Source organism: Epilithonimonas hispanica (genome assembly GCF_003385395.1).
Taxonomy (GTDB): domain Bacteria; phylum Bacteroidota; class Bacteroidia; order Flavobacteriales; family Weeksellaceae; genus Epilithonimonas; species Epilithonimonas hispanica.
On record NZ_QNUG01000023.1, the window covers coordinates 20,557 to 45,173 of the forward strand.

At 34.1% G+C, this 24,617-nt stretch carries 27 protein-coding genes and 1 pseudogene; 12 read left to right on the top strand and 16 right to left on the bottom strand.

Features of this window, described 5'->3' with window-relative positions:
- Window positions 1-59 precede the first annotated feature (59 nt).
- Window positions 60-698 (top strand): alpha/beta hydrolase, encoded by a 639-nt coding sequence (locus tag DRF58_RS11430; RefSeq protein WP_116035564.1) that lies wholly within the window; start codon window positions 60-62, stop codon window positions 696-698.
- A gap of 116 nt (window positions 699-814) precedes the next feature.
- Here DRF58_RS11430 and DRF58_RS11435 read toward each other — a convergent pair whose 3' ends face one another.
- Window positions 815-2,113 carry an aminopeptidase P family protein gene (locus tag DRF58_RS11435; protein WP_116035566.1) on the bottom strand — a complete coding sequence of 433 codons (1,299 nt, stop codon included), beginning with the start codon at window positions 2,111-2,113 and terminating at the stop codon, window positions 815-817.
- Between the two features lie 428 nt (window positions 2,114-2,541).
- Between DRF58_RS11435 and rbfA the strand changes: the two genes are divergently transcribed.
- From rbfA to DRF58_RS18505, 6 genes are all read left to right on the top strand, one after another.
- Window positions 2,542-2,901, top strand: coding sequence for a 30S ribosome-binding factor RbfA (gene rbfA / locus DRF58_RS11440; protein WP_116035567.1), 360 nt, complete (start codon window positions 2,542-2,544; stop codon window positions 2,899-2,901).
- A gap of 12 nt (window positions 2,902-2,913) precedes the next feature.
- Entirely contained in the window at window positions 2,914-4,116 is a 1,203-nt protein-coding gene (locus tag DRF58_RS11445) for an ABC transporter permease (protein WP_116035569.1), read from the top strand.
- A 235-nt stretch (window positions 4,117-4,351) separates the two neighbouring features.
- A complete protein-coding gene (locus DRF58_RS11450) occupies window positions 4,352-5,425 on the top strand; it encodes an endonuclease (RefSeq protein ID WP_116035571.1) in 1,074 nt (357 codons plus the stop codon).
- A 196-nt stretch (window positions 5,426-5,621) separates the two neighbouring features.
- Window positions 5,622-6,686 carry an endonuclease gene (locus DRF58_RS11455; protein WP_116035572.1) on the top strand — a complete coding sequence of 355 codons (1,065 nt, stop codon included), beginning with the start codon at window positions 5,622-5,624 and terminating at the stop codon, window positions 6,684-6,686.
- A gap of 85 nt (window positions 6,687-6,771) precedes the next feature.
- The gene (locus tag DRF58_RS11460) at window positions 6,772-7,440 is read left to right on the top strand and encodes a GDSL-type esterase/lipase family protein (protein ID WP_116035618.1); all 669 of its coding nucleotides are present in this window, start codon (window positions 6,772-6,774) and stop codon (window positions 7,438-7,440) included.
- A gap of 98 nt (window positions 7,441-7,538) precedes the next feature.
- Entirely contained in the window at window positions 7,539-7,691 is a 153-nt protein-coding gene (locus tag DRF58_RS18505; protein WP_168926419.1) for a hypothetical protein, read from the top strand.
- Here the strand turns inward: DRF58_RS18505 and DRF58_RS11465 are convergent.
- Both DRF58_RS11465 and DRF58_RS11470 read right to left on the bottom strand, forming a co-directional pair.
- Window positions 7,684-8,328, bottom strand: coding sequence for a DnaJ domain-containing protein (locus tag DRF58_RS11465; RefSeq protein ID WP_116035574.1), 645 nt, complete (start codon window positions 8,326-8,328; stop codon window positions 7,684-7,686). The two genes, DRF58_RS18505 and DRF58_RS11465, sit on opposite strands and share 8 nt — an antisense overlap.
- Window positions 8,329-8,425: 97 nt before the next feature.
- Entirely contained in the window at window positions 8,426-8,665 is a 240-nt protein-coding gene (locus tag DRF58_RS11470; protein WP_027382479.1) for a hypothetical protein, read from the bottom strand.
- Window positions 8,666-8,809: 144 nt separating this feature from the next.
- Between DRF58_RS11470 and DRF58_RS11475 the strand changes: the two genes are divergently transcribed.
- On the top strand, window positions 8,810-9,592 hold the full coding sequence (locus tag DRF58_RS11475) for a hypothetical protein (protein WP_116035576.1): 783 nt from the start codon (window positions 8,810-8,812) through the stop codon (window positions 9,590-9,592).
- Window positions 9,582-10,064 (top strand): hypothetical protein, encoded by a 483-nt coding sequence (locus DRF58_RS11480; protein WP_116035577.1) that lies wholly within the window; start codon window positions 9,582-9,584, stop codon window positions 10,062-10,064. Before DRF58_RS11475 ends, DRF58_RS11480 begins: the two co-directional genes overlap by 11 nt.
- Before the next feature lie 32 nt (window positions 10,065-10,096).
- Here DRF58_RS11480 and DRF58_RS11485 read toward each other — a convergent pair whose 3' ends face one another.
- From DRF58_RS11485 to DRF58_RS11540, 12 genes and pseudogenes are all read right to left on the bottom strand, one after another.
- The gene (locus DRF58_RS11485; protein WP_116035579.1) at window positions 10,097-10,540 is read right to left on the bottom strand and encodes an SRPBCC domain-containing protein; all 444 of its coding nucleotides are present in this window, start codon (window positions 10,538-10,540) and stop codon (window positions 10,097-10,099) included.
- A 4-nt stretch (window positions 10,541-10,544) separates the two neighbouring features.
- The gene (locus tag DRF58_RS11490) at window positions 10,545-10,982 is read right to left on the bottom strand and encodes a VOC family protein (RefSeq protein WP_116035580.1); all 438 of its coding nucleotides are present in this window, start codon (window positions 10,980-10,982) and stop codon (window positions 10,545-10,547) included.
- Between the two features lie 115 nt (window positions 10,983-11,097).
- Complete coding sequence (locus DRF58_RS11495) at window positions 11,098-11,544, bottom strand: VOC family protein (RefSeq protein WP_116035582.1); 447 nt, start codon at window positions 11,542-11,544, stop codon at window positions 11,098-11,100.
- Window positions 11,545-11,573: 29 nt separating this feature from the next.
- Entirely contained in the window at window positions 11,574-11,897 is a 324-nt protein-coding gene (locus tag DRF58_RS11500; protein ID WP_245955417.1) for an SRPBCC domain-containing protein, read from the bottom strand.
- Between the two features lie 127 nt (window positions 11,898-12,024).
- Window positions 12,025-12,876 carry a VOC family protein gene (locus DRF58_RS11505; RefSeq protein ID WP_116035584.1) on the bottom strand — a complete coding sequence of 284 codons (852 nt, stop codon included), beginning with the start codon at window positions 12,874-12,876 and terminating at the stop codon, window positions 12,025-12,027.
- 82 nt (window positions 12,877-12,958) lie between these two features.
- Entirely contained in the window at window positions 12,959-13,372 is a 414-nt protein-coding gene (locus tag DRF58_RS11510; RefSeq protein ID WP_116035586.1) for an SRPBCC domain-containing protein, read from the bottom strand.
- A gap of 114 nt (window positions 13,373-13,486) precedes the next feature.
- Window positions 13,487-14,254, bottom strand: a complete 768-nt coding sequence (locus tag DRF58_RS11515; RefSeq protein ID WP_116035588.1) for a DUF3108 domain-containing protein — start codon at window positions 14,252-14,254, stop codon at window positions 13,487-13,489.
- A 95-nt stretch (window positions 14,255-14,349) separates the two neighbouring features.
- Window positions 14,350-15,618, bottom strand: coding sequence for a glucose-1-phosphate adenylyltransferase (locus DRF58_RS11520; protein WP_116035589.1), 1,269 nt, complete (start codon window positions 15,616-15,618; stop codon window positions 14,350-14,352).
- Window positions 15,619-15,728: 110 nt separating this feature from the next.
- Window positions 15,729-17,135: a glycogen synthase gene (locus DRF58_RS11525; protein WP_116035591.1), complete on the bottom strand. Its 1,407-nt coding sequence runs from the start codon at window positions 17,133-17,135 to the stop codon at window positions 15,729-15,731.
- Between the two features lie 18 nt (window positions 17,136-17,153).
- Complete coding sequence (gene glgB, locus DRF58_RS11530; RefSeq protein WP_116035593.1) at window positions 17,154-19,100, bottom strand: 1,4-alpha-glucan branching protein GlgB; 1,947 nt, start codon at window positions 19,098-19,100, stop codon at window positions 17,154-17,156.
- Window positions 19,101-19,689: 589 nt separating this feature from the next.
- Window positions 19,690-20,415 (bottom strand): hypothetical protein, encoded by a 726-nt coding sequence (locus tag DRF58_RS11535; protein ID WP_123902401.1) that lies wholly within the window; start codon window positions 20,413-20,415, stop codon window positions 19,690-19,692.
- 232 nt (window positions 20,416-20,647) lie between these two features.
- Window positions 20,648-20,779: pseudogene (locus DRF58_RS11540) on the bottom strand (tyrosine-type recombinase/integrase); the annotation flags it as partial.
- Window positions 20,780-21,184: 405 nt separating this feature from the next.
- Here DRF58_RS11540 and DRF58_RS11550 point away from each other — a divergent pair.
- The 3 genes from DRF58_RS11550 (at window position 21,185) to DRF58_RS18510 (ending at window position 23,074) form a co-directional block, all read left to right on the top strand.
- Window positions 21,185-22,057 (top strand): hypothetical protein, encoded by an 873-nt coding sequence (locus DRF58_RS11550; RefSeq protein ID WP_116035599.1) that lies wholly within the window; start codon window positions 21,185-21,187, stop codon window positions 22,055-22,057.
- 299 nt (window positions 22,058-22,356) lie between these two features.
- Entirely contained in the window at window positions 22,357-22,944 is a 588-nt protein-coding gene (locus tag DRF58_RS11555; protein WP_116035601.1) for a zeta toxin family protein, read from the top strand.
- A complete protein-coding gene (locus DRF58_RS18510) occupies window positions 22,928-23,074 on the top strand; it encodes a hypothetical protein (RefSeq protein ID WP_168926420.1) in 147 nt (48 codons plus the stop codon). Before DRF58_RS11555 ends, DRF58_RS18510 begins: the two co-directional genes overlap by 17 nt.
- 455 nt (window positions 23,075-23,529) lie before the next feature.
- Here DRF58_RS18510 and DRF58_RS11560 read toward each other — a convergent pair whose 3' ends face one another.
- A complete protein-coding gene (locus DRF58_RS11560) occupies window positions 23,530-23,895 on the bottom strand; it encodes a GreA/GreB family elongation factor (RefSeq protein WP_245955419.1) in 366 nt (121 codons plus the stop codon).
- Window positions 23,896-24,617: the final 722 nt, after the last annotated feature.

Consider the following 24,617-nt stretch of genomic DNA (forward strand, 5'->3'; position numbering starts at 1 on the left):
ACAAAAGGTATTGATAAAAAGTACTCAAGATTCTGAAATCTGTTATTTATCTTTGCAGAATGGAATTACAATACCTCGTAAGAGAACCTCAAAATATTACACCGGAAACACCTATTCTTTTTATGCTTCACGGATACGGAAGTAACGAAGAAGATCTTTTCAGTTTTGTTCCGACTTTGCCAGAAGATTGGTTGGTTGTGAGTTTCCGTGCACCTAAAGATTCTAGCTATGGCGGTTTTGCTTGGTTTGAAATCAACTTCAATGATCCTCACCAATTCATAGATGAAAATGAAGGTAATGAAGCTGTGAAACTGGTGATGGAAAACATTATGTCCGTCACAAACCGATACGGCTTAACAAAAAATCCAACGCATCTTTGTGGCTTTAGCCAAGGTGGAATGATAGTTTATTCTTTGGCATTGCAATATCCAGAGCTGTTCAACAAAATTGCTATTCTAAGTTCTTATCCGGAAGAAAAAATGTTGCATAACATTGTGAATGACAAAAAGAAATATGAGAAATTACGCTTCTTCGTTTCGCACGGTTCGGATGATGCAATGATCCCTTTGGAATGGGCAAAAAAAGGTGCAGAATTGTTGTATGACCTGAGTGCTTACTTCTCTTTCCGAGAGTATATGAACGGACACGGTGTGAATCAGAAAAATTATCTTGACTTGATGGATTTTTTCAAAAAATAGATTTTGGCATTGATTTTGAAAATATCCTATCAACACAAAGAAAAAAGGTTGATAAAAAGAATCCCGACTATTAAAAAGATAATCGGGATTCTTTATGTTTTGAATTAAATTTAAAATTAAGAATTCATCAAGTCTTCGATTTCATCAACTGTAATTGGGATATTTGCCATTAGATTGAATGGTTTTCCAGAAGATTGAATCACGTAATCGTCCTCAATCCTTACTCCAAAACCTTCTGCTGGAATGTAGAAACCTGGTTCATTGGTAAACACCATATTTTCTACAAAATCATCAGTTAAGATTCCATAATCGTGCGTATCCAATCCCATGTGGTGAGATGTCCCGTGCATCATATACTTTTTGTAAGCCGGCCATTTTGGGTCTTCGTTTTGAACATCAGCTTTGTCAATTAATCCTAATTGAAGCAACTCCGAAGTATAAACTTCGCCCATTTCTTTATGGAATCTATACCAGTTATTCCCAGCAACCAATCTGTCTTCAGCCTCAACTTTACATCTTAAAACCGAGTTATAAATCTCTTTTTGTCTATCAGAATATTTTCCGCTGACAGGGATTGTTCTTGTTAAATCACTTGAATAATTTGCATATTCCGCACCTACATCCAGAAGAATCACGTCGCCGTCTTTACACTGCATATTGTTGGAGATGTAATGAAGAACATTCGCATTGTTTCCGCTTGCGATGATTGGTGTGTAAGCGAAACCTTTGCTTCTGTTTCTTACAAATTCGTGGATCAGTTCAGCTTCAATCTCGTATTCCCAAACGCCTGGTTTTACGAAATTGAGTAATCTTCTGATTCCTTTTTCTGTGATGTTACAAGCATTTTGAATCAATGCTAATTCTTCTGGTTCTTTGATACTTCTCAAACGTTGAAGAATTGGATTGCTTCTTTTGTAATTGTGCATTGGGAAATCTGCCTGCACTTTTCTGATGAAACGATCTTCTCTCAGTTCAGTTTCAACAGAGTTTCTGTAATGTTCGTTTTTGTTCAGATAAACATTTTCTGCTTCGTACATTAGACTTTTGAAGACTTTATCAAAATCTGTCAACCAATAAACGGTTTTGATTCCTGAAACTTCATAGGCATTTTCTTTGGTCAACTTTTCGCCTTCCCAAACTGCAATATGATCGTTGGTTTCTCTCAAAAATAAAATCTCACGATTCTCTTCCAAATAAGCATCTGGGAAAATCACCAAGATACTTTCTTCCTGATCTACTCCACTCAAATAAAAAATATCACGATGCTGTTGAAAAGGCATTGTAGAATCTGCACTGACGGGATAGATATCATTGGAATTGAAAATGGCTATAGATTTTGGTAATAAAGAATCCGCAAACTTTTTTCTGTTTTTCACGAAAAGTGAACTTGGGATTTGCTCGTATTTTGTTGTCATTTAAAATGGATATTATAATTAAACTTTTAAAAATTAATTTAAAGCGTTCCAAATTTACAAAACCTAAAAAGATTAAAATTAAAATTAAGGCTTAATTTTTTCATAAATTATCAAACCACAATTGAATTAAGATTTAAATTAATTTCTAATTTTACTTTTATGAAAAACCTGATTTTACTTTTCACTTTTGTATATACAATGATACAATCGCACTTTTCGAATCATCAAACTACCACAAAACACAGAAGAAAATAAAACTATATCTTGCTTCCAATCTTAATGGTTGGAAAGCTGATGATCCTCAATTTGAATTTAAGACAGGCTTCGAGAACCTCAGCCTGGCAAAACGTGATGCAAAAAAGATTGCAACGGAAAGCGGGAAATAGCTCCGAAAAATTCAAAATAAAAACACTAAATTTGCAACATTTATGGAAAGTAACAGACAACGCAAAGTAGCGCAGATTATTCAAGAAGATATGGCAGAACTCTTCCGCAAACAGGCATCGGAAAGCAAACAGAGCTTTTTGGTTTCGGTTTCTGATGTGAAAGTGACAGCCGATCTTAGTATCGCAAAAATATACCTTAGCATTTTCCCTGCGGAGTTGCGCCAACCAATTTTGAAGGAAATCAATACCAACAATTCTTTTTACCGTAATTATATTGGACAAAAAATGGGGAAGCAAGTACGTATCATTCCTCAATTGTCTTTCTTTATAGATACAAGTCTTGACGATGTAGAACGCATCGAAAGAGAACTGAAAGGTGAAGGCGACAATCCTATTCTTTAATTTTTTGCGAGATTGAAAAATGCTTTTTACATAGCATCCCGATACCTGATTTCTAAAAAAGGAAGTACAGCGGTTACGTTTATCACATGGTTAGCAGCTTTTGCAATGGTAGCGGCTGTAGCAGCAATGTTTATCATCATTTCAGTTTTTTCTGGTTTAGAAGAGCTGAACAAAGACATGATTGCCAATCTACACGCGGATCTTACTATAAAAAGTAAAACCGGGAAAGTTCTTCCGGACATTAATAAAATCAATCAATCTCTGAAAAACAATCCAGACGTTGCTCATTTCTCAAAACTGATTGAAGAAAAAGTTTATCTAGGATACAAAGACAACGGTGAAATTGCTTATTTGCGAGGTGTAGATTCAGCGTACACCCACGTGAATCCTATTGATGAAAATATCTATTACGGAAAATATCCTGACTTCAAATATAATAATGAAGTCATCATGGAAAATGGTCTGGACAACAGACTTTCTCTTCCGGTAAACTCTACTCAAGATTTCGCAACGATTCTAATGCCTAAACCTGGAAAAGGAATCATCCAACAGGAAAACGATATTTTCAACAAAAAAGATATCTACGTAACCGGTGTCTTTCCTGGAAATGACCAACTAGACAATTACATCATTGCGCCGATAGAACTAGCTCAGGAATTATTGAGTCTTCCAAAATCTGCTTGTTATCAAATCGTTATCAAACTTAAAACACCTTCAAATTCTGAATTGGTAAAATCAAAACTAATGAAAGAGCTTGGAGATCAAATTATTGTTAATACAAAGTCTGAGGAAAATGCAGCATTCTGGAAAATGATTAATACAGAAAAGTTGATGATCTATTTGATTTTCGGATTGGTGATTTTCATTACAACATTCAATTTAGCTGGAGCAATTACGATTCTTCAGTTAGATAAAAAAGAACAAGCAAAATCTCTTGTAGCACTTGGTTTTAATAAAACTAATCTTAGATTAATCTATTTTTTCACAGGACTACTTATTGTATTTTTCGGAGTTATTTGTGGGCTTCTGATTGGCTCGGTTATTTGTTTTACACAGATCCAGACAGGATTTTTCAAAGCAAGTGAGAGTCTGGCTTTCCCAGTTAAAATTGAATTGATTAATTATTTCATTGTATCAGGAATCGCCTTATTCTTTGGATTGAGTATTTCTATAATTTTCTCAAAGGTTAACAAAAGATATCTTTCTGATAACTAAAACTAAATCATTGGTTTCAAAGTTCACCAATTTGTTATTAAACAATAAATAATGTTGTAAGAATTTGAAAACAGATATTTTTATCTATTATTTTCACTTTCACAAAAATACAATTATAATTACAATAATTATTTAAAAATTCTATCTAAACAAAATAAACAACACTCTATTGTTGATAATTTAATGTAATATTAATAAAATTATTCAATATCTTTACCGCCCTTAATTTTTTGAAATGAAAAAAACTTTCCTTATTTTATTTGCTGGGATTTTTGGATTTGCAAACGCCCAGGAACCGGCAAACTATTACAGTACTGCAACCGGGCTTACTGGATTCTCATTGAAAACCAAACTTGGAGAAATCATCTCTGCAGGTTACAAAACCAAAAGTTATGACAATCTATACACCGGTTATCCATCTTCGGATACAGACAAGTTTTATGAAAACGACGGTAGTGTTTTGGATATCTATTCTGAAAATCCAACAGGTACAGACCCCTACAATTACCAACATGGCGTAAAGAAATGTGGAAACTATGCCAACGAAGGAGATTGTTATAATAGAGAACACTCTATTCCTCAAAGTTTGTTCAAGCAAGCTAGCCCAATGGTTTCTGACATCCACCATATTTTACCAACTGATGGTAAGGTAAACGGTATGAGAAGTAATTATCCTTACGGAAAAGTAAATAACCCAACTTGGACTTCTAAAAACGGTTCAAAAGTAGGTCCTAATGCATCTAGTGGCTATTCAGGTACAGTTTTCGAACCAATCAACGAGTTCAAAGGGGACGTCGCAAGAGTCCTATTATATTTCGTCACAAGATATCAAACAAGATTATCTAGTTTTTCTAGTGGCAACATTCTTAATACAAGCAATGTTAGTCAAGGACTTACTACTTGGGAACTAAATCTTATGTTGCAATGGCATCAGCAAGATCCAGTTTCCGAAAGAGAAATCGTAAGAAACAACGCTGCTTATGTTTATCAAAACAACAGAAATCCATTCATAGATCACCCAGAATGGGTAACTGCAATCTGGGGACCTGCTCTGGCTGTAGATGATGCATCTTTTTCTAAAAATCTTACTATCGCCCCAAACCCTGTAAAAGGAAATATTATAAATATATCTGGTGATAAGGATCTGAAAAAATTCAACAAAGCAATGATTTACAATATGATTGGACAAAATGTTCAAACTATTGAAAATCCTTTCCAAAATGGAAATACAATTACTTTGAAAAATCTTCCAAAAGGAGTTTACATCTTAAAAACCGGAGAGCTAAACACGAAGTTTATTATAGAATAATTAACTTAAACTTATTATACGACAAAGGCAGTAATTATTTTCTGCCTTTTTTTATTTTGAAACTATAACATTCTAATTTTCATTTATTATCAAATAAAATTACTTATTTGACAACAATTACAAATCTATACTGTTAAAAACTTAATGTTTTATTTATCCCAATTATTAATACCTTAGCCAACCCTAATTAATTTTAATGAAAAAAATAACTTTACTTTTAGGACTTGCAATCTCCTCTTTGGCATTTTCGCAAGCTCCTGCAACTTATTACGACGGAACTACTGGTCTTACAGGTTTCACACTGAAAACAAAACTCAGCCAAATTGTAACAAGTGGTCATCAGGACAAGGGCTACAACTGGACGGTATTTTCTTCTGCTGATAGAGACAAATATTATGAAAATGATAACTCTGTTTTAGATATCTATTCGGAAAATCCAACAGGTCCAGATCCTTACAACTTTTCAATGGGTACTAACCAATGTGGAAATTATAATGGCGAAGGTGTTTGCTACAACAGAGAACATACAATCCCAAAGTCTACATTCGATGATGCAAGACCAATGCACAACGATTACAATCACCTGTTGCCTACTGATGGTTATGTGAATGGGAGAAGAGGTAATTGGCCTTATGGTGAAGTAGGAACGGCAACTTGGACTTCTAAAAATGGATCTAAATTAGGATCTAGTAAGCTTAATGGTTACAACGGAACAGTTTTCGAGCCTATCAATGAGTTCAAAGGTGATATTGCCAGAATCTATTTCTATTTTGCTACACGTTATGAAAGTCTAATCCAAGGCTTCAATTACGACATGTATGATGGAAGCAAAACCAAAGTTTTTGCAGAACCTTTCTTAGCAATGCTTCTAAAATGGAATCAGCAAGATCCTGTTTCTCAAAAAGAAATTGATAGAAACAACGCTGTTTTCTCTTATCAAGGAAATAGAAACCCTTACATCGATCATCCAGAATGGATCACAGAAATCTGGGGAACTGCACCTTTGGCTGTAGATGATGCTTCTTTTTCTAAAAATTTGACAATTGCTCCAAACCCTGTAAAAGGAAATGTAATCTCTGTAACTGGAGACAAGGATTTGAAGAAATTCAATAAAGCATTTATTTATAATATGGTTGGACAAAATGTTCAAACTGTTGAAAATCCTTTCCAAAACGGAAATACAATCACGTTGAAAAATCTTTCAAAAGGAATTTATATTTTAAAAACTGGAGAATTGAATACGAAATTTATCGTTGAGTAATTGTCTTAAACAAATATTAAAAACTTGAAATCAGTTGCTTTGGCAGCTGATTTTTTTTTACCTTGAAACTTCAAAAAATTTAAAAATGAAATACAGTAAACAGCTTTTCAAAAAGCTTTTTTTCTTCGCATTGATTCTCAATTCTTTATTATTTTTTGCACAAGATAAACCTTATTGGAAAGAGATTCAGGAATTCAAAACACTAGATGCAACTAACGGAATTCCAAAAAAGCCTATTTTATTTGTAGGAAGTTCATCTTTTACTTATTGGCAGGATGTAAATGATTATTTTCCCGGAAAAACTATTATTAACAGAGGCTTTGGAGGTTCCCGGTTGTTGGATTTAAATAATTATTCCGAAGAACTTTTAGCACCCTACAATCCTAGACAAATCGTGATTTATTGTGGAGAAAATGACATTGCTACAGATAATCCAACGCCGGCAGAAGTTTTGGAAAGATTCAAAACATTCTTTGGAAAGATTCGTCAAAAATACCCTAAAGTTCCTGTTGCTTATGTTTCTATCAAATATTCTCCAAGTAGAGAATCATTATGGCCAAAAATGAAAGAGCTTAATGATGGTATCGAAGCTTATCTTAAAACGAAAAAAAGAGCAAAATATATAGACATCACCAAAGTGATGAATGATGAGAATGGAAAAATAAGAACAGACCTATTCAAAGAAGATATGTTGCATATGAAACCAGAAGGTTACCAACTTTGGACAAAAGTAATGAAGCCTTATTTAAAATAAATTTTCAAAATCCCACATCAATTCCTTAATTTTCAAACAATTAAGGAATTTTTTATTTTTAGTTTGTATTTATTCTAAATTAAATTATATTTGCAATTATGATTCAACCAATTATAGCTTTCAAAATTGCTCCCCTTGCTCCGGCTTACAGAAATGATGAAATGATGTATTGTGATAAGAAAAAATGTTGCAAAAAATTCAAGAAAGGAAAGCGTTGCAAAAAATGTCCTGGAAGAGCTAAAATCAGCTAAACATCAGCCAAACAATCAAAGCAATTAATGCTAAAAATATAAGAACAGAAGTCATCTTGGAGAGGTTGACTTCTTTTTTTTGTGGCTTTTGGAACGATTCGGAAGGATTATTTAATGAGTCTTTTTCTTCAGAATTTAATTCCGATTCGGCTAATTCTGTAATCGTAATTCCTTGAACGATTGTTTTATGAAGAACCGTATTTGTAGCGTGGAGTAAGATTTGAAATTTTCCTTGAGAATCAAATTCTTTAATTCTAATCGTTCGTTCACCATTCGGTTTTTCTAATCCAAAAGGAACAATTTTCACCAAGTCAGCATCATAAGTATTCCAATAAATAGTAATTTCTTCACCTTTTATTGCTCGGATTTTACTCGCGGAAAAATTCTTGATTTTCGGAGGAAGAATACTTTTTACATTTCGTTTTTGACTATCAAGATTCTGGTCATAGAGTCGTCTTCTATCTGTATCAGTCAGAGTTTCATAAGCTTCCTTGATTTCCTTGAACCTATCTGAGAAAAACTCATCATTATCATTTTTATCTGGATGATATTTCAGAGACAATTTCCTATAGGCTTTTTTGATGTCTTCCGCAGAAGCATTTTGAGTAATTCCGAGAAAGTAGTAGTAATCCTTCACAAAGCAAATTTAACGATTTCAAAACTTTTCTTCAACAAAAAAACGGAAAGCGTTCACTTTCCGTTTTTCTAACAATTTAATTTAAGTTTCTAAAAAATTATTCTGCTGTTCTTGGTTTGCAGCATCCTCTTCCGAATTGCGTTCTCACTTTTTCTTTCAGCGAGTTGTATTCCTCGTCATTCATTGTTCTGATTCTGTCTGCAAATCCGAATGGCGTTCTTTCTTTTACATCATATTCATCGAAGATTCCTCTTACAAATGCTTTTCTTTTTTGTGCTTTTTTGGCGATGATTGCTATGGCTGCTAAACCTGCGATTGCTAAAATTCCTTTTTTCATTTTTTTTAAGTTTTACGTTTTACATTTAGGAAGACGCAAGTCTAAATCTTTTACTTTAAATAATTTTTTTCTGTCAAATATTGATTAGAAGTTTATTAATCGATTTTTCAAAAAACTTTTAAATAATTTTGCTTATTTTGCGGTGTGGAAAAAGATGGCCAAATAGAAATTCGAGTTTCTGGAAAGATTGGAAATGTCGAAATAACTCCTGATAATTTTGATATCAAGGAGATAATTTCTATTTTACAAAATGTAGAGGACTTATTATATTCTGGAGATAAAAAAAATCGACCAATAATTTCATATGATATTCAGCAAGGTTCTGTAAGAAATATTTTTAAAACAGGAATACAGTATATCGTAAGTTTTAATGCTGTTCTTGGTTTAATATCGAATACAGGGTCAATTGATTACTTAGATATTGATACTGCAAAAGCCATCGAAAATCTACAAGAATTAGCTATTAAAAAAGATTTTTCTTTTGATATAACAACATCAATTGATAAATCGAACATCATTCATATTGATAAATTTACAGAATATAAAAGAACAGAGGCAATTTGGGCTGATGCAGAATTTTATTTCTACGGAAAAATAACAAATGCAGGAGGAAAAGATAAAGCCAATATTCATTTATTAACAGATGAGTATGGAACAGTAAGAATTCAAACTCCTATAACATTTTTAGAACAGCAAGAAGAAAACATTCTTTATAAGTCATTAGGAATTAGAGCAAAAGGGAAACAGCATTCAGAAAATGGAGATATTGATTTTACGAATCTTGGTTTTATTGAATTAATTGATTACAATCCTATTTTTGATGAAGACTATCTTAAAAACTTGAGAACAAAAGCAAAAAACTCTTGGTTAAGCAAAATTAATCCTGATGAATGGCTAAGACAAATACGTGGTAATTATGAAAGTTAGTAGCGTTTTATTAGATACAAGCTTTTTTATCCGATTTTTAAATGATGAAGACCCATTATTTAAAAATGCAATGGAATATTATAAATATTTTCTGCAAAAAGAAATTAAAATGCTTATTTCAACTATTTCAATAGCAGAATATTGTACAGGAGGTTCTATAGATGAACTTCCATTAAAAAATCTTGCAATAATTCCATTTAATTTAAATCATTCAATAAAGACTGGAGAAATTGCAAAAGTAGTTTTTACAAAAAAGGGAACGTTAAAGCTGAATGAGCGAAATATCATACCAAATGACTCAAAACTATTTTCGCAAGCCGATATAGAACAAAGCATTGTCTATTATCTTTCATCTGACACCAAAAGTATAAAAATCTATAATTTACTTAAAGATGAAAATCAATCTTTACATTTTAATTTTATAGATTTAAATATTCCTCCTAATGAATTTTTTGGTTACTTAGATTTATAACAAAAAAGTCTTGCAATCGCAAAGCTTTTATCTTAATTAGTTTTCATAAAGTCGAAAGCACCTTTCCGCAGGTGGATTCCATATTCCAGCCACGCTTTCATACAAGCTAGAAAATTTGCCCAGCCTTCGGTTTGACCGATTGCCCACTTTATGCCTTTTTCATCACTGCTATGCCCTTCTTCTGCAACTTTTATCAATGTGTTATTTTCAGCTAACTGTTGTAACTGAATCGTCACAACAGATTTTGGATCCCAGACAAAAACAATTTTTTCATTGGGGATTATTTCTTTTGTGGTTAATGGATAAGAACCATCAAATTCTGGGAAAGACCAGAAAATTTCCTTATTGGTTTCCATTCTTCCAGAACCTTTGGAAATAAAATAATTTTGCATTATTTCCGGATTAATCATCGCTTCAAAAACTTCCGAAACAGATTTCTGAATTCCGATAGATGCTTTTGCTGTTATTTTTTCCATAAACTTATCCTTCGTAGCCAGAATCTTTACTGTAATTTACCATCCAATAAACACCGTATTTATCTTTGAAGCTTCCGAAATAATCGCCCCAAAACTGGTCTTTCATTGGCATTTCTACTTCTCCGCCAGCAGAAAGTCCGTTGAAGATTCTATCAGCTTCTTCTCTGCTTTCTGGGAAAATGGAAATGTAATTTCCGTTTCCTTGATTCAGTTTGCGTCCCATAGACGGAACAATGTCAGAAGCCATCAAAAGGTCTTCCCCAATAGGTAAAGCGATGTGCATCACTCTGTTTTTCTCATCCTCAGAAAGATGTTCTGTTCCAGGAGCATTCCCCATTTTCATCACACCTCCGATGAATTCTCCACCGAAAACGGATTGATAAAATTTGAATGCTTCTTCTGCTTTACCATCAAAATTGAGGTATGAATTTAACTTTGGCATTTTTTAATTTTTAATGATTATTATTAAAAGGTCTCGCAGATTAAGCTAATTTTGCAGATTAATGCAAGAAAAATCTGCTGAATCTGCATAATCAGCGAGCGAAATTTAGAAATTATTAATGTTCCTGAACTTTCTCCGGGTCGTCGTAATTAATCATCCATTGGATTCCGAATTTGTCTTCCCACATTCCAAAGTAAGCTCCCCAAAACGTGTCCTGAAGTTCCATCGTCACTTTTCCACCTTCGGAAAGTTTATCGAACAATTTCTTAGCTTCTTCTTTGGAATCAGCTTTTATTGCGATTGAAAAATCGTTTCCGTTTTTGTACTCGCCCATTCCCGGAAGAGAATCGCTTCCCATAATCACAGTTTCCGCAGAAATCGGAAGAGAAACATGCATTATTTGGTTTTTATACTCGTCTGCCAGCGGAGGCATTCCTTCCTGAGGAGGCATATCGCCGAAACGACTCCAAAATGGAACCTTAGTCCCAAATGCAGATTCATAGAATTTGAAAGCTTCTTCGCACTGACCGTGGAATGTAAGATAAGGATTGACTGATGCCATAGTTTTATAGTTTGTTATTGAGTTTTAAATTAATTTTCAGAAAGATTTTTTATCACTTCCAATCCTTTTTTGAAGCCATTGTCAAACATATCTTTGAATTCATCATTAGAATCAACTTCGATTGTAAGTGTTGTTTTTCCATTATTTTCTTCGAGATAATAAGCTTCAAGACTTCCGTTCCAAGCTTTTACTTTTTCAGAATCCACATCTTCTACGCCATCAACCATTTCGCCAAGATGTTTAAAAATCAAATATTTCGGTTCTTCCATTCGTTCTATCGTGCTGACCATGCCATTTTTCTTGCTAGAATCCGTAAAATAGGTTTTCCTGCCAACTTGCCAATCGGTTACCATATTAGAATCGGGACTGAAATAATAAGTCCATTGAGAATAGGTTTTCTCATTCCATAAGATGTCCCAAACTTTCTATTGGTGCATCAATCTCGATTTGATATTTTAATTTTTCTATAGTGTTTAATTTTTATGAGTTATAAGCGTCTTCGATATCTTTGATGATGATTTTCTTCATTTTCATCATTGCTCCAAAAGCTTTTTGGGCTTTCTCCACTTCGTGAGTATTAGTCAGTTCTATCAATCTGTGAGGAACAATCTGCCAACTGAACCCGTATTTATCCTTAAGCCAACCACACATACTTTCCTCACCTTCTTTCGTGAATTTGTTCCAGTAATAATCGGTTTCTTCTTGGTCTTTTGTCATTATGGTCATAGAAGTTCCTTCGGTAAACTGAGCTTTGTGGTCGTGAGAACTGTCCATCGCCATCATTACATAATCATTGATAATAAATTGAGAATGCGCCACATTTCCTGCAATATCCCCCTGACCTTCTTCATATTCCATCACGCCTTCAATTTTAGAATTAGGGAAAATATTGGTGTAATAATTCAAAGCTTCTTTGCATTTTCCTGCATTATTTCCTGTGAACATCATTACTGGAGAAAACTTCTGTTTTGCTTTTTCTGCACTCAGATATAATTGCCACGAAATCCCATATTGGTCTTCTACCCAAGCATATTTTTCGCTCCAAGGGTAAGAATCCAATTCCATCATCACTTTTCCATTTTCAGACAATTTTTGGTAGTAAGTTTCTACTTCTTCCGCAGAATCGCACATCATCATTAATGATAAAGTGAGATTGGGTTTGAACATTGGGCCTGCATTCAGGAACATTAACTTTTGACCTTCGATTTCTATATTGATGACCATTGGTGTGTCAACAGTAATCTTTGAATTCTTGAAAATAGAAGTGTAAAACTTTGAAGCTTCTGCTCCATTCTGGTTGAACCAAAAGCAGGGAAATATGTTGTTGTTCATGATGTGGATTTGTTGTTTTGTTGATTTGTAAAACCGTTTTTTTTTTGCAGTTTAACAATTTAACGGATACGCGATTTAGCCACTATAAACTTTCCGAATAACTCTTGAAATTATCTAGAATTGCTTGCCAACCATCTTTTTGAAATTCTAAAGGATTCTGATTTTCAGGGTCGAAGTTTTCTGTGACTTTTGTTTTGTTGTCTGATAATTTTTCGAAAATCACTTCAATTTCTCGTCCGTCTTCGAAATGATATTTAACGGATTCATTGTCTTTGACCTCATCATAAATTCCAACTAACTCGAAACCAAATCTTCCGTCCTTAGCCTGCATTCTGACTTCTAATTTCCCTCCGACTTTCAAATCGTTTTTTGCGGAAGGACATTCCCAGCTTTCGTGAGCGAAGTTCCAATTCACAATATGTTCAGGATTATTAAATAATTTCCAAACGTCGCCAATTGGTTTATTGATTTCTACAGTTACTGTCAATTTATTCATTTGAATTTGTTTTATTTCAAAGTTAAATTTATTTTGATTCCAACAACTTGCCTTAGGACAATAATTATATTTAAAAACAAAAAATCACTCGTAAAAGAGTGATTTTCAATATTTTTATTTTTTAAAGTTCAATGGATATTTCACATTGCTGTAACTGTCAATACTTGCTTTCAGCGAACCAACTGCGAGTTCTGCTTTTATGAGAACAGGCACTCTGTTCTGGTCATTGGTCACCCACATTGTAACGCCTTCTTTCTCCTTAAAAACTCTTCCGCTCATTACAGAAGGAATGATTTTAAGACAATTAATTTTACCAAATTTGGTCGAGAGATTCTCCGTTCCTGCCACTTTTAACTGGAAAGGAAATAACTCGTCATCTATCCAGACATTCAGCTTTACAACGCTACCTACTTTTAGGTTATCTGCCGGCAAGTTTCTCATGTAATAGAAACAAGACAAAATATCCTGAACATTATTCGGAACTTTGACGGTTTTTGCAGGTCTGTCTGTATGTTTTTTGTCGACTAAAACCAATGTATTATTAGCAGGATTAAAAGTACTTTGCAAATGCTGTGTATAACTTCCTTCCGAAACATTTCTTACATAGAAAAGCGGTTCTTTGTTTTCATTAATATAACTTTCGTAAACATCTTCTACCTTGAAAAAAGCCTTCGCTGCCCCACTTGTTTTACCGACACCTCTTACATAAAATGCAGACTGACCTTTGTAAGATGTCTTAGTTGTGGACAAAGTCGCATTACCTGCCGTAATAAAACCATAGTGAATTCTAAAACTCAAAACCTCTCCTGCATTGATATTATCAAACTGAGCCGAAGCCGTCGCAAAAAAGAAAACAGTGAAAAGAAAAAGAAGATTCTTCATTAATTATTTTTTATAGAATTCTAATGTCAAATTATCTGCCAAAATTAAAAACAAAACCCTTCGCAACAGAAGGGTTTTGAAAATATGTAAAGAAATTACATAATATTAGTTCCGTCTGGAATAACTGCATTTTTCTTAACAACCACAATTCCGTCTTTTATAGAATGTGTGTCGTAATCGCCATCAGGATGGTGTTTGCCTCCTATAATTCTTACATTGTTTCCAATATAACAGTTTTTGTCAAGAATTACTTTGTCGATGTAACAATATTTCCCAATTCCCATACTTGTTTTTCCCTGCACTTCATTATCCGTAACTTCTTGAGCTGTTTGGTAATAATCTGCTCCCATTACGTAGGAATTTACAATGGTAGTTCCTCTGTCCACTCTTGTTCTGTTTCCGATGATGCAATTTTCAATTTTATCTGCTAAAATGATACATCCGTCTCCAAAAATAGTCTTACTCACGTAAGAACCGTTAATTTTTGAAGGTGGAAGCATCCTCGCTCTCGTATAAATCGGATTGGAACTGAATAAATTGAATTGAGGCATATCCTGTACTAAGTCTAAGTTAGCTTCATAAAACGATTCAATTGTTCCTATATCTGTCCAATAACCATCGTATTGATAGCTTAATACATTTAGTTTTCCAATCGAAGCCGGAATGAAATCTTTTCCAAAATCATCGCCTTCGTGTTCAGCAAATAGTTTTCTCAAAACATTTTTTGTGAAAACGTAGATTCCCATAGAAGCAAGATATTCTTTACCTTGAGCTTTACTTTCTTCACTGGTTTCAGATTTCCAATCTGCTAGAACGTCCAAACTTGGTTTTTCTGTAAAAGCAGTGATATTACCTTCTTCATCTGCTTTCATTATTCCGAATCCTGTAGCATCCTTAGCATTTACGGGTATCGTCGCAATGGTTATATCTGCATTTTGATCTTTATGAAACTCTATCATTTTCTGAAAATCCATTTGATAGAGTTGATCGCCAGAAAGAATAAGAATATATTCATATTCATACTTTTCCAGATGTTTCATGGTTTGTCTTACGGCATCTGCTGTTCCCTGATACCAATTTTCATTTTCCACATTTTGTTCAGCAGCCAAAATATCCACAAAACCCTTGCTAAAGATGTCAAAATGATAGGAGTTTTTAATATGAGAATTAAGAGAAGCAGAATTAAACTGCGTGAGTACCAAAATCCTGTTAAGTCCAGAATTGAGGCAGTTCGAAATAGGAATATCCACTAATCTGTATTTCCCTGCAATTGGAACTGCCGGTTTGGACCTCGTATAAGTCAATGGAAACAATCTCGTTCCTCTTCCGCCTCCCAAAACTATGGAGATTACACTTTCTTTCATAAATGTGATGGTTATATATTAATTTTCTATTATTATATATTATAAAGCTAAGAAATATTGCCAAATATTAAGCCAATGTTAACAAAAATATTTCTTAATTAAGATTTAAATCAATAATTATACATTTCCAAGTATTTCTTTGCCGACTTTTCCCAAGAAAAATCAAACGACATATTACTATAAATCAATTCTTTCATCAAATCTTTCTGGCTGTAGATATGCAATGCTCTTTTGATAGCGTGCACGGCATCGTCTGCTCCGGGAAAAGTAAAATTAAGTCCCGCTCCACCTGTTGAGATATCCTGAACTGTATCTCTCAAACCACCAGTGTAACGCACGATAGGTATGGTGCCGTAACGCATAGAATACATCTGATTTAAACCACATGGTTCCACACGACTTGGCATCAGCAGGAAATCTGCCGAAGCATAGATCTGGTGCGATAAATATTCTTTATAGCCAAGATCCAATGCAAAATTAATATTAAACTGACTCTGCAAAGTTTTCAGTTCGTTTTCTATTTGTTGATTTCCTGATCCCAAAATAATAATATTAAGTGAGCCATTGGTTTCCTGAATACTTTTCCGGACAATTTCCGGCAAAAGATCTGCTCCTTTCTCACCAGCAAATCTCCCTATAAATCCAAAGAGCGGAAGATTCGGATTCAGGCCATATTCTGCACAAATGACTTTTTTATTTTCCCATTTGCCTTCTTGTGCGTAATCTTTACTATAATTGAATTTTAGCATATCATCCGTTTCCGGATTCCAGACTTCTGTATCAATACCGTTGATGATGCCAAAAGCTTTCTGACGTTCTTGGTTCATAAGAGGTTCCAAGCCCTGGAAGCTGTAAAATAATTCTTCCAGATAGCCGCTGGAAACAGCATTGAAGGCATTACAACATTTAATCATCGCAGCCATAGGATTGATTCTCCCGTTCCAATCTAAAAGTCCCCATTTCCAACCGTCAAAATGCGGAAGAAAACTAGACATCTGCCAATCCATACTTCCCTGATATTCGCCATTGTGAATGGTTCCAATAGTTTTGACGCCCTTCAGAAAACGAAATTCGTAGCAATTATCAATCATAAAAGGAACAAGTCCTGTGTGATAATCGTGGCAATGCAAGATATCCGGACGAATCTGCATCGCACTGAGCCAATGCAAAACACCGTGCTGAAACGCTATGAACTGCTGACTCTCATCCCAATAACCGTAAACATTTTCTCTGTCCAACAATCCCGGAATCTTTACCAAATAAAGGTCGAACCCCAAAACATTGCTTTTCTCTTTGAAAACCTGAACCTGATACATATGAAACGACTGATGAATAAAACCATCAAACACAAGCTCAAAGTCGTGGTTGTAGAAAAACGGTTTGTTGTACCAAGGCATTATCACGCTAGCATCCAATCCCATTTTGTTTTGATACTTGGGCAAAGCTCCTACCACATCTGCCAGTCCACCGACTTTTGCGACAGGATAACATTCCATAGAAAGGTGAAATATTTTCATAAATCTTTTTCTTGCTAATTATTTTCTTCGTTTCAAAAAGTCAGCAATTTTTGACTTCTTGATGACTTTATATTGTTTCAAAATCAATCCTGATAATGGCGGTAATTTGATGATAATCGAATTTTTCCTGTTATTCCAGCCTTCATCTAATCTTTGAGAAATAACCGCTTCTACCCCGCTTCCGCTGTATTTTCCTTCATCAGAATTTAAAATAACTTTCCAGCTTGTATTTTCATCAACACCAATTCTGTAATCAAAACTGTTTGGGGTCAGATTCAGAATGGTCATCAGAACTTCTTTATCGTTTTTACTTTTCCTCAAATAAACAAAAATCGAGTTATCTCTGTCGTCGCCATCAACCCATTCGTAGCCATAAGGAGAGAATTGAAGTTCATATAAAGACGGATGTGTTTTGTATATCAGATTCAAATCCCGAACAAACTCCTGAAGGTTTTTATGAACAGGATATTGAAGCAAATGCCAGTCGAGGGAACTTGTGAAATTCCATTCATTGGTTTGGGCAAACTCGTCTCCCATAAAAAGCAATTTAGTTCCCGGATTTGTGAACATATAGACATACATTGCGCGGAGATTGGCAAACTTTTGCCATTCGTCGCCCGGCATTTTGTAAATCAGACTGCTTTTCCCGTGCACAACCTCATCGTGAGACAACGGCATCATATAATTTTCATTATACATATAGGTGCTCGTGAAGGTGATTTTGTTGTGATGATATTTCCTATTGATTGGATCTTCTTTGAAATAATCCAATGTGTCGTGCATCCAGCCCATCATCCATTTCATCCCAAAACCGATTCCGCCATCGTGGACAGGTTTGGTCAACATCGGAAAATCAGAACTTTCTTCTGCAATGGTTTGAACATCTGGAAATTCTTTATAAACTGCGGTATTGAAATCCTGCAAGAACTGTTTCGCTTCCAGATTGACGTTTCCGCCGTAAATATTTGGTTCCCATTCGCCTTCGTTTCTAGAATAATCTAGATGTAGCATAGATGTTACTGCATCTACACGCAGTCCATCAGCATGATAACGGTCAAGCCAAAACATGGCGTTGGAAATCAGGAAAGATTTAACTTCGGGTCTTCCGTAATTGAAAATGTAAGATTTCCAATCGGGATGAAAGCCTTTTCTCGGGTCTTCGTGTTCGTACAAAAATGAGCCGTCAAAACGATGTAATCCATTAGCATCCCCCGGAAAATGAGACGGCACCCAGTCTAGAAAAACACCAATATTATTTTTGTGAAGTTCAGAAATCAAGTACATCAATTCCTGTGGTCCTCCGAATCTGGAAGTCGCCGCATAAAACCCCGTAATCTGATAACCCCAACTCGGGTCATAAGGATACTCCATAACAGGCATCAATTCTACGTGCGTAAAATTCATTGCTTTGAGATATGGAACCAATTTATCCGCTATTTCACCATAACTTAAAAATCTATCTGGATTTCCTGGATCGCGCATCCACGAACCGAGATGCATTTCGTAAACAGAAATCGGAGATTCGAGGCTGTTGTATCGCCAACGTTTCTGAATCCAATCCTGATCCTGCCACTCGTACCAAGTGGTGCAAACTGCAGAACCTGCCTGCATTGCATTCTCAAAACAAAGTGCATAAGGGTCGGCTTTTTCCAACAATATTCCTTCTGTAGTTTGGATTCCGTATTTGTAAACTTCTCCAAAATCTAAACCAGGAATAAAACCTTCCCAAATCCCGGATTGGTCCCAACGTCCTGCTAACTTATGCGAAAATGAATCCCAATTGTTGAAATTTCCCATTACAGAAACCACGCTAGCATTAGGTGCCCAAACCGCAAAATAAACACCGGATACGCCATCTACTTCAATCTTGTGTGAACCGAACTTTTCATAAAGCCTAGTGTGTTTCCCAGAACGAAAAAGGTAAATGTCAAAATCGGAAAATAAAGAATAGGGCTGAACCGACATAGGGCTAATTATAATTGATAGTTGATAGTTTATAATTGATAAATGTATCTATTATTACTTGCTTACCAAGATAACGAAATAAATCCTTATCCAACAAATAACATTTTGTTAATTAGTATTAAAGTTATTTAGAGCCTGTTTAAAAAAAATATAAAACCACAAAGTCACAAAAGAAAAATTAAAAAAGAAAATCTTTCAAAGAGCAAAAAAGCTAACTTATGAAGCCATTATCCTTATTTGAACTTTTGATAATCTTAAGGAAAATTTAAACTTTTGTGACTTTTGTGATTTTCGAAACAATTTAAACAGGCTCTTATATGGGAATTTCTTTACTACTTTGATATAAGGCGAAATTTCTTTGCCCCCGATCCTAAAGTCTATAATTCTGTCTTAATTATTAGGAACTTTCTTTATCCCGACCCTAAAGGGAGGAAATTTCTTTGTCCTGACCCCTAAAAAGAGAAAATTTCTATAATTCAGTTTCAGACTGTGAGGAATAATAAATAAAAAAACACCCCATCTGCAAGAGGACACCACTCTAAGGGAGGGGAATGTTGGGTTGTAATCTTTTTAGATGTTTGGGGAGTGTCTAATCCTTTGCTATTTTCTTTGCCCAGAGGTAAGTCCCGGTATGCTTGTGCTCTTCTGGGATGTTGTTTTTATGTGATGTATAACTGATAGTGGCTATAATGATTGCCCAATAGGCATTATTGGGAATGCTAAAAACCCAGTCTTGAGCGGGTATGTTTTTGTTTTTTTCTAGATTGAACGTGATGGATGAGAGTATCTCTGCTACTGGATTGCCCATGTTTGGGTCTATCGTAAATGCATGAAAATTGAGGGTTGCATGGGTGCTATTTTTGGGTAGTTTGATTTGTTTTCCAAGGTTGATCTCTGGGAGAGCGACTGTCATGGTGTGATCCTGCGCAAGATTATATTCTGGATAAAAACTGGTAGCTCTCTCCCATTGCCATTGGTTGTTGAATACAGTACCAACCAAAGCCTGCGGGTTGTGGTATCTCTGGAAGATGTTCCCCTCTTGATCTTTAGATTCTTGAATTGTGAGTCTTAATCTTGTGCGATGGTTGACAGCAAAGCATTGGTAGTTCCTGATGTATAACTTTTCTGTAATAGCATGTCTTACGAGACTATCTTGACTGCTGTTTACCCCAAAACCTTTTGCAGATGCTTCTGAGTTTTTTGATTGATTACTACTGCCAGATCTTAGGCGAACATGTGCCTCCCCAGCTCTATTGACGAATACTATTTTACCTAATGCACCGCTAAGGATTCCGTTTTTGTTGAGTCTTGCCATAGTTTTAGTTTTTATTGACTGTTGTTTCTGTATCCTTTCTGTACTCTTTGTATATCCACTGTGTATAACAACACCAATTAGGGTACAGTACAGGAGCATTACACCTCCATCATTCTATTGGACTCTATTGGACTTGTATTGGACTTGTATTGGATCTGCTCTGAAAGAATATGAGACAAAGAGCAAAGATTGTAGTGTAAAGTTAATTAATTTTTGGATATAGTTTCCATTTTTATAGAAAATCCAAAGAACTTTTGATATTGAGTTTGTTAACATCTGTAATATGGGTATATATTTCGGTAGTTTTAATATTGTTATGCCCAAGCAATTCTTTGATAATTCTAATATCGGTACCACTTTCCATTTGATAATAGTTGCCATAATAGTTTTTTGATGAGACTGCCTACTTTCTTTTTGTCTACAAGCCAAATGATGAAATCTTCCAGCTGTTTTTGCATAATCTCTTCTGGTTTAAATTTGGAGGAGATTTTAAGAAAATAATTTAGATTTGACACATAATTCTTAATGCTATTTTGAGAATATCACTGTATTGTAAGAATGGTTTTGAACTGTTCTGAATAATTTTTTTCCATTACTAAATATTTTTCAGTTGCGTATAACCAAATATAATAAAAAACAACAATATGATAATCAACAATTTATATAAAACACAAAAAGAATTAGCGCAACTGTATATATTTTATATTGGCGCAATGCTTATATTTGAGAGTTAGCAGAAATGTCAAAATTCAACACTAGTAACCATTTAATGAAAATTTTTAAATTAATATTTTTTTTAATTATCTGCATAATTTCTATAATATCGTTTAATCAATCATTTCTTATTAATAATGGTGATTATACTAGAATAACAAGAGTTCTAAGAATCGATTATCCATTGTGGAGTGAAGTAACAAAAAAAACATTTTCGATAGATCACAGTATTCAAGATTCATCGATTAATTCCACATATCAATTAGTATGTAATATTATTACAAAAGCTCACTTATTTTGCAATCAAGATTCTATAAATATAAATACAATAAAAGTTACTTTGTACTTACTATTTTTATCTGGTTGTTTTTTCTTAATATATAAGAACAAAGAATACTTATACAGTTTGATAATTATTCCTATAGCAATGGTTTATCATACAATATTAAACTCATTTTATCAAGAAGCTATTATCTACGCCATTTTGCCTTTGTTTATTTATTCAGTAAAAGAAAAATTGAATATGCTATTCCTAATACTAGCTATAGCGATTATCCTAGCTAAACCCCAAATGATATTAATTAGCTTTTATTTTTTAGCAATTGTAATATACTCTAAAAATAGTTTGAGAATAAAATATTCATATTTCACTATTTTAATACTAACAATATTATTTTCATTCAAATTTCAATCGAAAGAAAATCAAGATGCAAATAAATACAATAGATACTACAATGGCATTGGATATTCTACACAAGATGTGTTCAAGTGGCCAACAAAAAATTTTAATGAAAGAATAAATTATTACTCAAAGAACAAACTAACACTTATTGAGAAAAGTAAAGAATATTTTGATAGCGATATTTATTCGTATGCTGGTAGTACTACATATCCAGATTTATATCTTCTAAGAGAAGAGTGGAGTTAAGTTTTTAGTACAACTTTTTGTAATATATAGTCGCAACTTGCTTTTCCTCTTTTTAATTATTTTTTCAAAGGAATCGGAGAATCTTCAATTTCGTTGCACTTTTTTACTAATTTAATTCCAAGGAAAAACAACTTGCTGTGTTCAGGATTTCTTGAACTAAAGTTCTTCGAAAGCCCACATTTGGCTTCGCCGAATCTTCGATTTCGCCAATACATTTTCCGTTAGCTGTAGTACGTCCAAAAATCACGTTCCTAAAAGAAGATTAGCAACTAGAAGAAATTAATCTTAAATTTGTAATTATGAAAGAAAAAAATCTTTACATAATTGCAGGTTGTAATGGAGCTGGTAAAACAACAGCTTCCTTTACAATTTTGCCTGAAATTCTAGAATGTAAAGAGTTTGTAAATGCTGATGAAATTGCTAAAGGTCTTTCTCCTTTCCAACCTGAAAAAGTAGCTTTTGAAGCTGGTAGAATAATGCTGAATAGAATTGAAGAACTTTTTGAACAGGATGAAAACTTTGCATTCGAAACCACATTAGCAACTAAAACCTACAAACAAAAAATTATTCAAGCTCAAAATAAAGGATATAACACTACTCTATTATTCTTTTGGTTGCAAAATTCTGATTTAGCAAAAGAAAGAGTCAAAATTAGAGTTCAAGAAGGTGGACATAATATCCCAAAAGAAGTAATTGAGCGAAGATATTTAAATGGGATTATAAATCTATTCAAGATTTATCTTCCAATTGTCGACCAAGTTTTGATTTTTGATAATTCTGAAGGTAAACACGATTTAATTGCAGAAAAGAATCTCAATGAAGAAATCAATATCATCAATCAAAAAAAGTATAACGAATTAAAAAACTATTATGACAAAAGAAACTAAACTTGAAAGACGAAATAAAATCGTAAAAGGGCTTGAAAAAGCTTACGAAAAAATGGTTGAGTTCAAAAAGAAAAATAACAGTGAAATCGTTATTATTAAAGAGAACAAAATTGTAAAGATAAAACCATAATTCGTACTACAGATAGCATTGGTAACCGTTGCACAACTCCCTTTTTCTGAAAAAACTAAAAATAAATAACCTCTTTTAAAGCAATTTAAGAGAGGTTTTTTGTTTTTGTTTGAGTTATAGTTTTGGAATTTCGGGGTGCTTAATTTAAGATTATGGTGGTCGTATATGGAAGATTTGGGAAAAAGCAAAATATTCCCTTTTGGAAGTTCTAAAATTTGGGATTGAATGTTGATTTTGCGCGTTGGGAACTTGAGGTATTTCTTCAGATTCTTTTGCTCTAGCATTTGAAATAATAGCAACAGCCAAAAGAATACAAAAACACATCACTAAATTTGGACTGACTAACAAGGATCTTGAATTCAAAACAATTTGATTATCAATAGTAAAGTTTAAAATTAGTCAAAATGCGATCGGCGACCAAGTCCAAATCAACAGTCTGACACTTTACAAATTCATCAGTATTTTATCGACACAATTTCAAATTGCTTTTCCGCTTTGCCCAATTTCAATGTCACGCGATCGCCGACCTTTCTGTCCATAAAAATTTTCGCAATAGGAGAGGTAAACGCTATTTTTCCTTCTGCAACATTTGCCTCATCGACACCCACGATTTGATAGTGCTGGATTTTGGGATCGGAGTCAACTTTAAAGTACACTTCAGCACCGAACCTAACTATATTTTTTGGTTGTTTGGCAAGGTTAACAATTTTCGCAGACGAAATTCGATCGAGTAGCAATTGCAGTTTCGCATTGATTAAATTTACGGCAATGCGATTTTCATTCTCGTCCGAAATCATGGTATTGTCGCACTCGTGAATCATTTGATCACGTTCGGCGAGTAACTGACCGTATCCGAACTCGGTCACGAAGTTTACCGTACCGGGCGGTAAATCGGCACGCGGGCGGAATCATCGGGAATTCCTCCTGATCACCCTCTTTCACAAATCCTCTACTCATATATTCCGGTTTTACATCTATTCTGTTACACTTAAAATTATTGATAAGTGTTGAGTTTGAAAAATTTATCTAATAAAATTAACAGTTTTAAGGCTATAAAGTTTGCAAACCTTTTTCGAAAAGCACTTAAATACAAAGCACGCACTGCAGGCAACAGCCGCTGAGCCGCAATTGTTTCATTGTCTGCAATGTAAATATAAATTTTTTAGGTAACTTCGCATTCTATAGACGCAACTTTCTTGGAAAAACGCAAATGCGCAAAGCCCCGAAAAGATACCTGCCATTTTTAAACCAACTTTTGATATGAATGAACTTGAAAAGCTCGTTAGTAATCGCTCCTTGAAAAGACCGGCTTAAGCAACGGTGTTTAAAAACCCGTCTGCAATTCAGGTAAGATTGCATAAAAGTCTTTGTTAGTAATACTTCACACGGCGTTAGTTTTTAATGGCGAGTCTGCGATAAGCACATATCTCGATCAGAATAATTTCAAAATATGCTCGTTAAGGGGCAAGGGTACAATCCGCCTTCACAATACCTTTTTCTGGACGAGAAAAGAAAAATTCAAAATAATTTGATTATCAATAGT